This is a genomic window from Campylobacter sp. BCW_6461 (assembly GCF_001762735.1).
GTDB lineage: Bacteria > Campylobacterota > Campylobacteria > Campylobacterales > Campylobacteraceae > Campylobacter_D > Campylobacter_D jejuni.
Genome location: NZ_MJXJ01000025.1, coordinates 16255 through 30680, shown reverse-complemented (window position 1 = coordinate 30680; position 14426 = coordinate 16255). Strand labels below are relative to the sequence as shown.

Here is a 14426-nt window from a genome sequence, read left to right as displayed (position 1 = left end):
ATTAATAAAATCCTAAAATTTTCCACTAAACAAGCCCAACAGCTATCATCACTACTATATCAACTATGGAAATCACAAAACCTGTACTCCACCATTTTTTAAGAGTTACACAGCCTGTTCCAAAAATAACAGGAGCTGTTCCTATTGCATAGTGAGTTAATGCCATCATAACATTACCTGAAGCTATCATAATAAAAGCATAAAAAAGTGGTGGTGCTCCTAAGGCAAGCTGCACTATAAAAAACAAAAAACATTGCTGATATATGAGCTGTAATGGAAGCAAAGAAATAGTGTGTATATAAAAAAAGCAAGGCTTAAAAATATCATAATAGAAATTTCCCCAAGTCCCATAGCAGAAGCAAATTCACCTTAAGCTTCAGCTAAAAACTGTGTAACGCCAAGTTTGCCAAGTAAAGTTGCCATCATTACAAGAGCTGAAAACCATACTAAAGTATTCCAAGCAGCTTTTTCAGCCAAAACTTCCCCAAAAGTTAAAACTCCACTAATCAACACCAAAGACAACCCAAGCAAAGCCACACTAGTCGCATCAAGAGAAATTCCAAAAAAACAAGCCCAAAGCTCCAGCCCATAAAAGTAAAAGCGAGACAAAAACACTGAGAATGATTTTTTCACTATTTTTCATTTTTACAAGTTCTTTTAATTTATCTTTAGCAAAAGTAGAAGCATTAGGCGTGGATTTAATTTCTAGCGGAGAGAGAAAATAAAGCACCAAAGGATTTGGAGCTGTAGCTGTAATAAACATAGCTGATGAAATAGGATTGGCTCTTGATAATTTACCAAAGAAAGATAAGTGCCTATTTTATTTTGTGTTCCATCTTCAGGAGTGGATTTAAAACTTCTTGCAATAACTTGAACTATAGGATTTATGATAGCCCCTGCTCTTGCAGTATTTGAAGGAGTAACTGGAGCTAAAATAGTTTCACAAAAAGCTATAGAATAAGCAATACCTAAGGTTTTTTTACCAAGAATACTGATAAAATGATAAGCCAAATGCTCTCCAAGTCCTGTTTTAATAACTCCACGAGCCACAATAATAGAATAACTATAAGCTAAATAAGAGAATTTGAAAAACCACTTAAAGCGTCTTTTATACCCGTTTTAGATTTTAAATTTGATATAGCAGTATTTACCTTTTCATCTTATACTCTTTTGATATAAAAAATCAAGTACTGAAGTATTTAAAGGAAATTTTAGTCTCATCAATAAGTTGTTGCGTAGAAGTTTTCGAAGTAGCTTTGGTGTAAATTTTACTTAGATTTTCAATTGGGTAGTGGTAATGCCACTAAGAGCTACTATGGCAATAGCTATCATACAAACAGGCCCCAAAGGCATTACTTGTAAAATCACTGCCATAATCACAGCAATAAAAAGCCCAAGAAAATGCCAAGAATTATCTTCCAAACCTACAAGGAGTAGGTATAGGCCAAAACACAGCTGCAATAAAATACGCAGCACCAACAAGGGAATTTTCTTTCTATCCATTGTTTATCTTTTGATATTGGTAATGAAATTCTAGTTAACTAATATTTTAATAAATCTTAAAATTATAATTTTTAAATAAATTTTTAATTTATAAAAAAGCTAGCCTGATTGAAAAATAAATAGGGAATTTTAAAATGAATAAAACCCTTCCCCAGATAACTGCGGCACACACTAAAATCAAGTGCTCTGCTGTGTTCCCACCCTGAAGCGGTGCTTAAAATAGCATTGCACAGGTCTAAGAAAAGGCTCTAAAATTATATCACAATATACTTAAAAAGCCTTGAGAATTATAAAACTAAAAAAATAATATATAAATAATAAATTGGTTAAAAATTTTATACATTTTTTAAAATTTATTTATAAAAACTATTATTTTATTCTCTAAAAATACGATATAAAAATAATTTATATCGCAAGGAAAAAATATGAAAGTTAAATGGAGTAGAGATTTTAGCATTAAAAATATGCAATTAGACAAACAACACGAACTAATTTTTGAAATTACCAATCTTGCAAATGATTTAGCTCTAAACATTCAAGATAATAATACACAACACAAAAATGATTTAAAACAAATTCTTGTAAAGCTATTTCAATACATCAAAATTCATTTTAAAGATGAAGAAAAATTTATGGAAAGCATTGATTTTCCTTTAATTGAAGAACATAAAAAATCTCATCAAATATTAGTAGAAAAAACTAAAGAGCTTTTAGAACACTCAAATGATATTGTAAAAATGTCTCAAGAACTTTCCATATTAACCAAAGATTGGATTTTAGATCATTTTGCTAATGAAGATTTATGGATAGCTAATTTTACAAAAAAAACCCTACACCTTCAAGAAATCCATTATACCTTAGAACAATACATAAAACTAAAATCAATCAAACAAGACCTAAGAGCTGAAAAAACTCATGATTATATTTGCAATTGTTCTTTGCGTATCCATGCAGTTCCACAGACTATACATCAAGAGCTTGTTAGCAAAGAAAATACCTTAAAGTGCGAAAAATGTGGGCAAATTTTAGTTCATTTGGATTATTTTGATTTGAATCAAAATTTCGAAAAATTCAATGCTATTTTTGAAGATGCACTACAAAATCACCATTTCACGACTCAAAAAAATGATATGGGGGGGGGGATAGATGAATTTTCAAGTAAAAACCTTAGAAACTTTCAATCCTTTTGAAAGTTTAAATCATGAACAAGCAAACACAGAACAAATTCTTGATTTTAGAGTTATAGATTTTAAACTTCTGTGTTCTAGTGTAAAACCAGCAAAAACAAAAACTTATGAAAGAAAGGATTTTGACTTATTTTATGCAGATGATTTTTTTGTAAAAAACTACAATACCATAGTGCAAAAATTTCTTATAGAAATTTACCCAAAAACCCAAAGTTTTCCTTTTACAGTCAAACTTAGATCCAACTCCAACCTAACCCATCTAAAAGCCAGTATCAACCTTACAGAAAATTTTAAATATTATCCTAATTTAAAATTTGATATTTTGCAAAATATCTACAAAATAATGATCAAACAAAAATTTTTAATCTTAAGACTTGATAAAAATTTATTTGACAAGATTGATGATTTTATCTTATCAATACAAAAAAGTCCATCTATTAAAGAAATAGAGCTTGAAATTGCCAAAGGTGTAGATAAGATTGAACATAAAAGTGATGAAATTATTTATCATAGAGATGTTAACGAAGAATGTTTTGACGAAAATATTAACTATGATGAAGGAAACTACTGTAAACCTATTGAAAAAAATGAGCTACTTTTTGAATACATTTATAGAATTCTTGGAAAAGAAGGACGAAATTTAAGAGGAGAGATACTTCATTTAAATCCAATAGCCTTTCTTGATAATCCTTTTATCATAAAAGATGAAAGCATTTACACAGAAGAATTAGAAGATAGAATTAAATATTTTAGTGCCAATTATGGATTTTTAAACAAAGATCATACAGGATATTGTATCGCAAATAATTTAAAATTATCACAAATAGGGCTTAAAACAACCGGTTCAATCAAAACAAATACCGATGAAAATATAAACTTAGAAATCACTAATTTTGATATAAGTGATGATGCTATTAAATCAGGTATTGTAAATGTTCAAGCTTCAAATATAAAAGTAAATGGGAATGTTGGAGCAACAAAACTTTATGGAAAAAATATCAGTATCAAAGGCTTAACTCATGCAAAAAGCGAAATTTTTGCACAAGATATTTTTATTACAACACACAAAGGAACTTTGCAAGCTGACACTGTATATATAAAAAATTTAGAAAATGGGACAATTATAGCTAAAAATGTATTTGTTGAAAACTGCATGGGTGGAAAAATAGAAGCAGAAAATATTTATATTTGCAATTTACTAACGGATAATACTTTATATCCAAGAAAAAATCTAATCATAACAAACAATATAAAATTTAAAAACAATATCGTAGTTTCACCACTAGTTTCTATTGAAAACAACTCAGATACAGAATGCGAAAATCTTAAAAATCTAAGCCTTAAAATAAAAAGTAAGCTTGATGACACCATAAGCAAAATGCAAAATTACTATGATTATCTAATCAAAAATCAAATCAAAATCATCAAACTTCAAAAGACTAAAAATCCTAGCGCCATAGAAATGAAATTTTCAAATCTTTATCACGATATCATAAAAAAATACAATCATCTTAGCATTTCGTATAAAAAACTTGTAAAATTAAAATATCAAATTGATGCAAAATTAAATTTCTTAAATGAAATGGTTTACAATGTAAAAATATACATAAAAGCCGAAAATATCGGAGAGGATAATTTTTTAAAATTTTATCCTAACACAAACACCAACCTTGAACTAAAACATCATATAAATTTAAAAGACTATGAAAAGGTTTTATATCTTGAAAAAGGACAGCAAGTAAGTTATATTAAATCAAGCCATAATTATAGCGAAAGCGACATAGAAGAAATTAAAATTATTTTTGAAAAATTAGAAAAAGATAATTCCTAAGAATTATCTTTTCATATTAATGGCTTTTTGTATCATCTGATCACTTGTAGTGATACTTTTTGAGCTTGCATCAAAAGCTTTTTGAGTTACGATAAGGTTTGAAAGCTCTGCGCTTAAATCAACATTTGATTGTTCTAAGAATCCGCCTTTAAATTTAGCTGTATTAACAACTTGACCATCTTTCATAATAAAACTTGCATCACCGCTATTTGCCGTTGCTGCAAAAATATTATCTCCCATAGCAACTAATCCTTGCTCATTGATAAAATTATATAAAGCAAGCTTTCCAACTATAGCATTTTTACCATTGCTAAATTGCGCAACAATACTTCCATCATCGGATATATTATATTGTTCAAAAAACCCTTCAGCTACACCATCTTGTTGTGTAACTACATTTTTTTCGACGCCTTGTTTAATATAAATCCCACTATAACCCGAACCAGGCTTGTTAGCATCATAAGGAGAACCTAAATCAATATTAATTGTTCCACCATTTGGATTTGCAATGCTTGTAATATTGTTTTGAAGCAAAGCACCATTTTTATCAAAAACCATATTTCCTTCAGTCGGATTGCCTACGGCATTGCCATTAGAATCATAAATTTGTGCAATAGCTTTATATTGTATATTATCGCCTTCTTGCGGTAAAACTCTTTCAAGTGTAACCCTTAAAGTGCTTTTACTTCCATCTGCATTATAAATAGGGGATTCTAAAATATCTTTATTGGCTTTTTGTTGCTCTGTTGAAATTTGAGCTGTATCAAGCTTGATGCTATTTTCATCCAATCCTTTTAAATCAAGCTCGTTACTTTTAAAATTTAGATTTTCATCTAAAGTCGCTTCAAAGCTTGTTTTTACGCCATTATCATCAGTGAAATTTAAAATAATCCTATCACCCGCTTTAGCACTAAACACATCTTCTTTGCTAACACTACCACTAACTACATATTTTCCATCTTCAGTTTTTGTAATGTTAAATTTACTAGGATCAAGATCTACTTTAACTACTTCTGTTGTTGTGTTAGTATTTAAACTTCCACTCCATTTTACATTTTGAGTTACTTGAGGAGGTAAATACATATTCACAGGTACTTTAATAGCCCCTTGAGAAGCGGTTGTGCCTATACTGAAAGAATTATTTGAATTTACAGTAAAACCATTATTTACCGGAGTTCCTGTGTTAAGATAATCCCCCATAAGCCCAGCAACTCTATCGCTATAGTTAATACCAGTAAAAGCAGGATTCATTGTTCCTAAAACAAAATTTCCATAAGAATCTACCAAATATCCATTGGCATCTCTTCTAAATGATCCATTTCTAGTATAGTAAGCATTGCCATCAGCCCCTAAAACCCCAAAAAATCCTTTTCCTTGCAAAGCCACATCAAATTCGCCATCACTTGCAACAGGAGAACCCTGTTCGAAAACAACTTGAGAAGATGCTGCACCGCTACCATAACCACCTTGAGCAGGGTTGGTTGATTGGGTTGTTATGGTAGTATAAAAAATATCTTTAAATTGAGCATCAGAGTATTTAAAGCCCGTGGTATTGACATTTGCTATGTTATTAGCAGTGATATCAATACCAAAGCTATTGCTTTTTACTCCAGAAATCCCATTATAAAATGAATTCATCATGGCTTATGCCTTTTCCTCTTTGTTGCCATCTTCTGTAGATCCAGACCCAGAAGAATCTCCATCGCTTGAACCACCACTTGAGTCTCCACTTGAACCGCTTCCTCCAGTAGATGAAGATGAACCAAGCTTATAATCTGTTATTTCTTGTATTGCATCAAAAGGAACTTCTTGTCCAGCCATTTTTGCATAGGCAACACCATCTTTAAAAACAACACCTTCGATAGGATAAGTTCCGTAATTTGCAGTGATTTTTTCACCATTTTTATTATTATAAACCATTTTAACAGTGTACTCACCATCACCTGCATAAACCCCATCGTTATTTCTTCCTGGCCACTCCATAGTAAATAAACCTTGAGAAATAGATTTAGCATCGCTTTTTTCACTGAAAACAAGTTTATTATTGCTATCATAAATTTCTAGCGTAACACCGTTTTCATCAGAATCTTCAGGCAAATACATTTTAAGAGCGATAAGCTCATCTGCACCTGTAAGTTTGATTTTATTATCTGAAACAGTTGCCATTTTACCAATAGCCCCTAAAGCTGAAGTACTCATACTTGTACTAAAAGAATCAGAAAGCTTTTGCATAGTTTCAACCATTTTTTGCATAGTTGTATTGGTATTTTGCTGCATTTCAAGTGCGCTAAGCTGCGAAGTTTGAGTAAGCATTTTATCGCTATCCATAGGATCTGTTGGATCTTGATGTTGAAGCTCTATCAAAAGAAGTTTTAAAAACGCATCCTTATCTAAGGTAGCGTTTGGATTGCTCACTATTCCTGAGCTACTGCTTGAATCTGTTCTAGTTGTTCCACTAGTACTTCCTGAAGAAGTAGTACCTGAAGTTGTAGCAGTGGTATTTAAATTCCAATCCGATGATGATATCATTATAAACTCCTTTTTATTTAGTTTTTTATTATTTAAGCAATAAGTGTTCCAATTAAAAATACTTCGCTAAAACAAGCTCTAGATTGACTTTTTCACTTTCATTTTTTCCATCTAAAGCATCTTTAAAACCATATCCACTACGATTTTTTCCTTGATTTTGATTTTGCTCTCTTTTACCTTGATCACTAAAATTCATTTCAAGTCCAGTAAATCCCATATTTACAAGAGAATTTTTAAACTCGGCTTGATTTTGGATAAACAAATTCATTGCATTGGTATTGGAGTTGAAATTGATATGAAGGTTATTGCCTCTTTGTATCAAAGTTACCTCCACTTCTCCAAGATTATTAGGATTTAGAGTGATGCTAAGTTTAGTAATAGGCGCTTTATATTGATCTACAGCCTCTTTTAAATCTTGTGAAAAATGTTGCAAAGTCTCTTTAGGAGTGATATTGCGAGCATTGTTTTGTGTTACTTTATTTAAGTCTTTGACTAAAGAATTTAACTCATCTAAACTATTTTTATCTACATTTTCACTGTGCGTTTTTGTTTGCTCTTGAGTAAAAGTTTCTTTATTAGTAGTATTGTTATTAAAATTTGCATTATTCTCTTTGTTTTGAACTACTTGAGTTTTATTTAAATTTTCAAAATTTAATTTTTGATCAAAGAAATTTTGTTTTATATCTTTATTTTCTTTGTTGTTGTTTTTAGACTCTTTATTTAGATTAAAATCTTTTTGTGTTAAATTGGAAACTAAATTCTGAGTATCTTTAACAATTTCTTTATTTAAATTTTTATCAAGATTTAAATTTTGATCATTGTTCTTTAAATTTTTATTTTGATCTTGTATATTTTCTTGATTTAAATTGTTTTTTTCTTGATTTTTATTTAACTCTTTATTAAAATCTTTGTTTAAGTCTTTGCTTTCTTTATTTAAATTATCTTGGTTTTTTTGATCTTTTATATTTAACTCTTCTGTTAAATTTTTTGCAAACTCATCATTTTTGATATTTTTTAAAGTATTTTTAGCATCTGTGGTATCTTCTTCTATTTTTGATTTAACTTTATCGTTTTTTTCGTGTTTGCTTTCTTTGGATGAAAGTATGGAATCTAAATTTTTTAAAGTTTGAGAAAGCAAAGAACCGCTATCTTTAGAATTTGTTTTTTGCATAGAATGAGTGCTTGTAGTATGAGTTGTATTTTCTAAATTGTGATTTAAATTTTTACTCACATTGGAAATTTTATTATTGATGATTTCTTTAAAAACATTATCCACAGCACCCTTAAAAAAATCAGCCTTATCTAAATTTGGAAAAGTTGCTTTAAGATCAAGAAGACGATCTACTTTAATATTTTTTACATTTAAGCCCAGATCTTTAGCTATGTCCAAAAGCTCACTAAGATTTGATGCACCTTTTAAAGCATTAAAATTAGCCTCTGTTTTAATAAGACTTGAAAGTTGAGTAGAAAGATTTGCTAGTTTAACATCTGCTGTATCTGTTTTTAGCTTATCCAACAAAGAAAGAATTTGCATAAAAGAAGCAGATTCGAAAATGCTTATCTTATCGCTCTCATCAAAAGCTCCTTTTTGAAGTCTGCTCATCGCTTCATTAACAACTTCTTTTTGACTGATCTTCATATGATCAGGTAAAAATTCATTGGTTTCATTGATAGAATTAAGCAAAGAATTTAAAAAACTTTCCGTATCATCTTGAGTTGAATTTTTACTATCACTACTTTCATGTTCTTTATTTTTACTAGTTTTACTAAAAGAACTGCTAGTAGTAGAAGTTTTACTCGGCGTAAGATTTAAAACATCATTTTGCGGAGCTAAATTTGACATCACTTTTCCTTCAAAAAATTATTTTAAAAATTTATCTACCATTACATTAGGAAATTTTTCTTTCAAATAAGAATCTTCATATACTTTAATCATCTTATCTTCATTTAAAGCAGTTAAGATATTTAAAAGCTCTTCTAAATTTTTAGCATTTAAAATTTTCTCTAAATTTTCTTCATTTTCTAAAATTTCTGTAAGCTCACTTGAAATTCTTGCCATTTTTTCGTTTTCATCTGATCTAAAAGTTTCTAAAAGCTCTAAAACTTGAAGCAAAACTTCATTTTTTCTTTCAGCTAGATCACTTTTAAATTCAACAAAAATCTCTTCATTTAATGGTTTTGACATTTTAACTTCCTTTTTAAAATTTTAATTTCATAAGTTTTTAAAGCAAGAAGTGTTCCAAGTTTTGATACTTTGTAGTTTAAGTTAAATTTTTGTATAATTTAAGCTTTTAAAAATTTAGCTTTGGAGAAGAAAATTTGGAAAACATTAGAAATATAGCAGTTATAGCTCACGTTGACCATGGTAAAACCACTATGGTAGATGAATTATTAAAACAATCAGGCACCTTTAGCGAAAGAGAACAAATTTCGGAACGCGTTATGGATAGCAACGATATAGAAAAAGAACGTGGCATTACCATACTTTCAAAAAACACAGCGATCAATTACAAAGGTACAAAAATCAACATCATAGATACTCCAGGGCATGCTGATTTTGGCGGAGAAGTAGAACGTGTTTTAAAAATGATTGATGGAGTTTTGCTTTTAGTAGATGCTCAAGAAGGCGTTATGCCACAAACTAAATTCGTGGTTAAAAAAGCTTTATCTTTAGGGCTTAAACCTATAGTTGTAATCAACAAAATAGACAAACCAGCTGCCGATCCTGAAAGAGTGATCAATGAAATTTTTGATCTTTTTGTAGCCCTAGATGCAAACGATGAGCAACTTGACTTTGCTATAGTTTATGCTGCAGCAAAAAATGGTTATGCTAAGCTTGATCTAAACGATGAAAGTGATAATATGGAGCCACTTTTTAAAACCATACTTGAACGCGTTCCAGCTCCAAGTGGTAGTGATGAAAATCCTTTGCAACTTCAAGTTTTCACTTTGGGGTATGATAATTTCGTAGGTAAAATAGGCATTGCTAGAATTTTCAATGGGGTTGTGAAGAAAAACCAAAGCGTAATGCTTGCAAAAGCTGATGGTACCAAGGTAAATGGTAGAATTTCAAAACTCATTGGCTTTATGGGCTTAGAAAAAATGGACATCGAAGAAGCAGGAAGTGGAGATATTGTAGCTATAGCAGGTTTTGAAGCTTTAGATGTTGGCGATAGCGTTGTAGATCCAAACAATCCCATGCCACTTGATCCTTTACACATTGAAGAGCCGACTTTAAGCATAGTATTTTCTGTAAATGATGGACCATTAGCAGGAACTGAAGGAAAACATGTAACTTCAAATAAAATCGCTGAACGTTTAGAAGCTGAAATGAAAACTAATATTGCTATGAAATACGAAAGCACAGGCGAAGGTAAATTTAAAGTAAGCGGTAGGGGCGAACTTCAAATCACTATTTTAGCTGAAAATATGCGTCGTGAAGGTTTTGAGTTTTGCATGGGAAGACCTGAAGTTATCGTAAAAGTTGAAGATGGAGTTAAAACAGAACCTTTTGAACATTTAGTTATCGATGTGCCTGAAGAATTTAGCGGTGCAGTAATAGAAAAACTTGGCAAAAGAAAAGCTGAAATGAAAACCATGGCACCAACGGGCGATGGACAAACAAGACTTGAGTTTGAAATTCCAGCACGCGGACTTATAGGTTTTAGAAGTCAGTTTTTAACCGATACTAAAGGCGAAGGTGTGATGAATCATAGCTTTTTAGAATTCCGTCCTTTTAGCGGTGCGGTTGAAAAGCGTAATAATGGAGCGTTAATTTCTATGGAAAATGGCGTGGCTTTAGGGTATTCTTTGTTTAACCTTCAAGAGCGTGGAGTACTTTTCATAGAGCCTCAAACTAAAGTTTATACCGGTATGATTATAGGTGAGCACTCTCGTCCAAATGATTTAGATGTTAATCCTATCAAAGGAAAGAATCTTACCAATGTAAGAGCAAGTGGAAGCGATGATGCAATCAAACTTGTGCCACCTAGAAAATTAAGTCTTGAAAGAGCTTTAGAGTGGATAGAAGAAGATGAACTTGTAGAAGTTACACCTGTAAATGTGCGTGTTCGCAAACGCTATCTTGACCCAACTCAAAGAAAAAGAATGGAAAAAGCAAAATCTTAATGGATTTAAAAAGCTTAGAAAATAATAGACTTTATATACTTAAACGCTTAGGAATCTTAAAATTCCTAAGCATTATCGAAGCCTTACTTGTAGGTTTTTTAGCCTTTGTTTTTATAAGAGATGCCTTAATCGCAGTAATTTTAGCTGTTTTTGTGGGTGTTTTTTTCTTTCGTTTTACAGCCAAAAAACTAAAACTCGCACAAAAAGAATTACAAATTAATGCTTTAAATTTGTTTTTGCGTCGTTTTGGGGCGAAATTTAAAAAGCAAAGTTTAAGTCAAAAAGACTTTTTAAAACTAGGACTTACAAAGGATTTGAAAGAATTTAAAAGTCAAAACTGCTTTGAATTTAAGGATTTTAAAATTTATGATATTCAGTTTTTAGACGAAAACAAACGCTTTTTTTGCGGAATTTTGCTCGAAATTTCAAAAGCAAACAAAAATCCTAGCTTTGAAAACGAAGAACAAATTTATATCAAACTTACAGATAAAAATTTCACTTTAAATCATATCTTTTCTAAAGAAAATCATTATCTTATCACTACTTTAAGCAATCCTTTTTTTATAGATATAAAAAAAGATTTTGAAAACAATTTCAAAAATTTAGAAGAAAATCTAAACTCTATAAAAAACAAACTATTTAAATAATTAACATAAAGTTAATATCATAAAATTTTAATAAATGTTAATTATATACTTTAAAAATATATTACTTTTAGTAACACTTTAAAATTTAATTTTATTTAAATTATTCTTATTATGCTTAATATTTAAGAAAAAATACACTAAAATCAATTTGAACTGCAAATAAAAAGGAGGAAAATCATGAAAAAAAACATTTTATTGCTTGGCTTATGTCTTAGTTTGAGTCTTAGTGCTAAAAGCGTGAGTGATTACAAAGTAGGAGAAGAATTAAGCGACAAGGAAGGAGTAGAGTATTTTAAGGAACTTTCCAAAAGACCTGTGCAAGAATGGCCAAATAAAAATTTAAGCATCAATGATGTTCCAAAAGGCAAGCAAGGGGATTTAATCCGTTATGGCATAGAGCTTTTAAGCAAGACAGAAAGTACTCTAGGACCCTATAGCAAGCTAAAAAAGACAAGCAACGAAGTAAATTGTATTTCCTGTCACATGGACAATGACGGCAATGGTTTGCCAGGGACAAAAAAATATGTTATTCCATTTTTAAATATCCTAAACAATTATCCAAGACTTGACATAGAAACGATGAAAATCATCTCTGTTGAAGATAGAATTCGCGGAATGGGCGGAACTGACTCTCATAGATTTCCTAATGATTCTAAAGAAATGAAAGCAATTTTAGCTTATTTTAAATGGCTAAAAGAAGCTTATGGTATCAAAGACGGCGTAAAGCTTGAAGGAGATTTTTTTGCTAAGATGAATTTTCCAAATCGCCCAGCTGACCCTGTGCGTGGGAAAAAGCTCTTTGAAGAAAATTGCGTTGCTTGTCATGGCGAAAGAGGACTTGGGGTAAAAAATGATAATTACGAACAAGGTAGCGGACATTTATATCCATCTTTACTTATCTATCCTGATGGTGGACACATGGCTATGATACCATTTTTAGCAAGATTTTTAAAATCAGCCATGCCTTTTGGTGCGAGTGCGGATAATCCTATATTAAGCGATGAAGATGCACTAGATATAGCAGCTTATGTCAATACAGGTTTTGTAAGAATGCCTATAACTACTACAGAAAATCGTGCAGGACTTGATACAGCTTATAGCAAATCCCCATCATTAAAACCTGAGTATTTTGCCTCACCGCAACAAAATTTAGACCCTAAAGAATACATAAAAGTAAAATACGGACCTTGGAAAAATCCAAATCACTTCCCAGGAGAATGATTAATTTTGGGCTTAGCCCAAAATTAATCCTCATCTTTGGCTAAATTTTCAAGACTTTTAATCCCTTCTTCGCCTATCAAATTTCCACCTTGTAAGTCGCTAAATATCGCATTTAAAGAACTCACTATGGCAGTGGAATTAAAACTTAGATTTTCTATAGCTCTTTCTCTTTTTTTCCATATATTTTGCAAAGCTCTTTTTTCAGCTTCTAATTCTTCTTTCATATTTTGATAAGTTTTAAGTATAAAAGTGATTTGCGTATTAAATTCCTTGGAATTTAAGTATTCGTATAAAATGTGATTTTTTTCATCTTTGTTTTGTAAAGCATTTTTGAGTTTATAAGCGTTTATAATGCTTTCTCTAAGCACTGCTAAAACACCTTTGAATTCATTAAAAGTACAGATCAAAATTCCTTCTTTAAAATGCGTTTTTTCTTTATCTTTTGGCATAGTTTTTGTGATCAAAACCGCTATATCACTTTTTGCGGCTATGCTGTCTAGCTTAAGCTTATCAAGCCATTCTTTATTAAATTCTTTAGTGCGTTTGCTCTCATACAAAATACTTCCGCAAATATTTCCAAAATTATCCTTTACTATATGCAGACAATCAGCTCCATTTACGCCTTTTGGCACTTCTTTTACTTCATCGCTTAAATACTCACTTTGTATGTATTCTTCTATGAGTAGTTCGGCTGCTTCGCCTTGGAGTTGCTGTGAGCCTTGTTCTATCCTGCGTTGTGCGTCTTCTAGCTTTTGAGCTACACTTTTAAAATTCGTTTCTAGTTCTTTGTATTTAAGATCTTGCTCTTGAGTGCTTTTTTGAAATTCAAGACGCATTTTTTCTCTTTCAAATTCCAAATTTTTGCTTTCTTGTTCTTTAAATTCTTTAAAAGCCTCTTCTTTGGCTTGAAATTTCAGTCTTTCTTCATTTTCTTTTTGCTCTCTTTTGAGTCTTTCATTTTCAGCCTTTATGCTTAAAAACTCGCTAAGCTCTTTGCTTTTTTTCTCGAGTTCTTCTTGCATGATTTTCATTTCATTTTCATGCTCTTTGTTAAATTTCTCGCTGAATTCTTTTTGGAAATTTTGCTTTTGTATAAGAAGTTCTTGTTCAAATTTTTGCTTTTCTAAAAGAAGCTTTTGGCTTACTTGCTCGCTTATAAGTTTTTCTTGTTCTATCTTTTGAGCTTTTAAATCGTTTAAAGCTTTGGTATATTCAGCTCTTTTAGCATTTACCTCATCATCAAATTCTTTTTTTTGTTTTAGCATTTCTTGCTTAGCTTTATCTAAAATTTGAGTATATAAAGCAGTGCTGATATCGATAAAACTTCCGCAACTTGGGCATTTGATTTGTTCATTTTGATTTAAATTTAGCATAAAAATT

At 30.7% G+C, this 14426-nt stretch carries 15 protein-coding genes and 1 other RNA gene; 5 read left to right on the top strand and 11 right to left on the bottom strand.

The features are described 5' to 3' along the window. Positions 1-25 precede the first annotated feature (25 nt). The 6 genes from AJ882_RS07875 to ffs all read right to left on the bottom strand — a co-directional run bounded on the left by AJ882_RS07875 (position 26) and on the right by ffs (position 1745). Positions 26-247 carry an anion permease gene (locus AJ882_RS07875; RefSeq protein WP_002887116.1) on the bottom strand — a complete coding sequence of 74 codons (222 nt, stop codon included), beginning with the start codon at positions 245-247 and terminating at the stop codon, positions 26-28. Positions 248-369: 122 nt separating this feature from the next. Then, complete coding sequence (locus tag AJ882_RS07870) at positions 370-633, bottom strand: anion permease (protein WP_002867888.1); 264 nt, start codon at positions 631-633, stop codon at positions 370-372. Further along, positions 548-763, bottom strand: coding sequence for an anion permease (locus tag AJ882_RS09275; protein WP_002867887.1), 216 nt, complete (start codon positions 761-763; stop codon positions 548-550). Before AJ882_RS09275 ends, AJ882_RS07870 begins: the two co-directional genes overlap by 86 nt. After that, entirely contained in the window at positions 706-1050 is a 345-nt protein-coding gene (locus AJ882_RS07865) for an anion permease (RefSeq protein ID WP_002851927.1), read from the bottom strand. Before AJ882_RS07865 ends, AJ882_RS09275 begins: the two co-directional genes overlap by 58 nt. 222 nt (positions 1051-1272) lie before the next feature. Beyond that, entirely contained in the window at positions 1273-1422 is a 150-nt protein-coding gene (locus AJ882_RS09730; RefSeq protein ID WP_002857729.1) for a hypothetical protein, read from the bottom strand. 226 nt (positions 1423-1648) lie between these two features. Then, positions 1649-1745, bottom strand: an RNA gene (gene ffs, locus AJ882_RS07855) — signal recognition particle sRNA small type. A gap of 183 nt (positions 1746-1928) precedes the next feature. On the opposite strand from ffs, the gene AJ882_RS07850 reads away from it, so the two are divergent. Both AJ882_RS07850 and AJ882_RS07845 read left to right on the top strand, forming a co-directional pair. After that, positions 1929-2693: a hemerythrin family protein gene (locus AJ882_RS07850; protein WP_004315859.1), complete on the top strand. Its 765-nt coding sequence runs from the start codon at positions 1929-1931 to the stop codon at positions 2691-2693. Next, positions 2650-4521, top strand: a complete 1872-nt coding sequence (locus tag AJ882_RS07845; RefSeq protein WP_002851645.1) for a FapA family protein — start codon at positions 2650-2652, stop codon at positions 4519-4521. The genes AJ882_RS07850 and AJ882_RS07845 overlap by 44 nt, the downstream gene beginning before the upstream one ends. Positions 4522-4524: 3 nt before the next feature. Here the strand turns inward: AJ882_RS07845 and AJ882_RS07840 are convergent, their stop codons facing one another. From AJ882_RS07840 to AJ882_RS07825, 4 genes are read right to left on the bottom strand one after another with little or no spacing between them, the layout of a single operon-like run. Continuing rightward, a complete protein-coding gene (locus tag AJ882_RS07840; protein ID WP_002805291.1) occupies positions 4525-6162 on the bottom strand; it encodes a flagellar hook protein FlgE in 1638 nt (545 codons plus the stop codon). Between the two features lie 3 nt (positions 6163-6165). Beyond that, entirely contained in the window at positions 6166-7050 is an 885-nt protein-coding gene (locus tag AJ882_RS07835) for a flagellar basal body rod modification protein (protein WP_032584451.1), read from the bottom strand. A gap of 52 nt (positions 7051-7102) precedes the next feature. Next, positions 7103-8896, bottom strand: a complete 1794-nt coding sequence (locus tag AJ882_RS07830) for a flagellar hook-length control protein FliK (RefSeq protein ID WP_072233161.1) — start codon at positions 8894-8896, stop codon at positions 7103-7105. Between the two features lie 15 nt (positions 8897-8911). After that, positions 8912-9235, bottom strand: a complete 324-nt coding sequence (locus tag AJ882_RS07825; protein ID WP_002782892.1) for a hypothetical protein — start codon at positions 9233-9235, stop codon at positions 8912-8914. Positions 9236-9369: 134 nt separating this feature from the next. Here AJ882_RS07825 and typA point away from each other — a divergent pair, with 134 nt between their 5' ends. The 3 genes from typA (at position 9370) to AJ882_RS07810 (ending at position 13046) form a co-directional block, all read left to right on the top strand. Continuing rightward, positions 9370-11178 (top strand): translational GTPase TypA, encoded by a 1809-nt coding sequence (typA, locus tag AJ882_RS07820; RefSeq protein ID WP_002859745.1) that lies wholly within the window; start codon positions 9370-9372, stop codon positions 11176-11178. Beyond that, entirely contained in the window at positions 11178-11825 is a 648-nt protein-coding gene (locus tag AJ882_RS07815) for a hypothetical protein (RefSeq protein WP_002851804.1), read from the top strand. Before typA ends, AJ882_RS07815 begins: the two co-directional genes overlap by 1 nt. A 177-nt stretch (positions 11826-12002) precedes the next feature. Then, the gene (locus AJ882_RS07810) at positions 12003-13046 is read left to right on the top strand and encodes a c-type cytochrome (protein ID WP_002851947.1); all 1044 of its coding nucleotides are present in this window, start codon (positions 12003-12005) and stop codon (positions 13044-13046) included. Positions 13047-13069: 23 nt separating this feature from the next. On the opposite strand, the gene AJ882_RS07805 is transcribed toward AJ882_RS07810, so the two are convergent. Further along, positions 13070-14419, bottom strand: coding sequence for a DUF2130 domain-containing protein (locus AJ882_RS07805; RefSeq protein WP_002876427.1), 1350 nt, complete (start codon positions 14417-14419; stop codon positions 13070-13072). Positions 14420-14426: the final 7 nt, after the last annotated feature.

Bases quoted from the DNA above. Each gene is read 5' to 3' on its own strand.
- AJ882_RS07825 (WP_002782892.1), bottom strand. From the start codon at position 9,235: ATGTCAAAACCATTAAATGAAGAGATTTTTGTTGAATTTAAAAGTGAT.
- AJ882_RS09275 (WP_002867887.1), bottom strand. From the start codon at position 763: ATGTTTATTACAGCTACAGCTCCAAATCCTTTGGTGCTTTATTTTCTC.
- AJ882_RS07810 (WP_002851947.1), top strand. From the start codon at position 12,003: ATGAAAAAAAACATTTTATTGCTTGGCTTATGTCTTAGTTTGAGTCTT.
- AJ882_RS07845 (WP_002851645.1), top strand. From the start codon at position 2,650: ATGAATTTTCAAGTAAAAACCTTAGAAACTTTCAATCCTTTTGAAAGT.
- AJ882_RS07840 (WP_002805291.1), bottom strand. From the start codon at position 6,162: ATGATGAATTCATTTTATAATGGGATTTCTGGAGTAAAAAGCAATAGC.
- AJ882_RS07835 (WP_032584451.1), bottom strand. From the start codon at position 7,050: ATGATATCATCATCGGATTGGAATTTAAATACCACTGCTACAACTTCA.
- AJ882_RS07850 (WP_004315859.1), top strand. From the start codon at position 1,929: ATGAAAGTTAAATGGAGTAGAGATTTTAGCATTAAAAATATGCAATTA.
- AJ882_RS07815 (WP_002851804.1), top strand. From the start codon at position 11,178: ATGGATTTAAAAAGCTTAGAAAATAATAGACTTTATATACTTAAACGC.
- AJ882_RS07805 (WP_002876427.1), bottom strand. From the start codon at position 14,419: ATGCTAAATTTAAATCAAAATGAACAAATCAAATGCCCAAGTTGCGGA.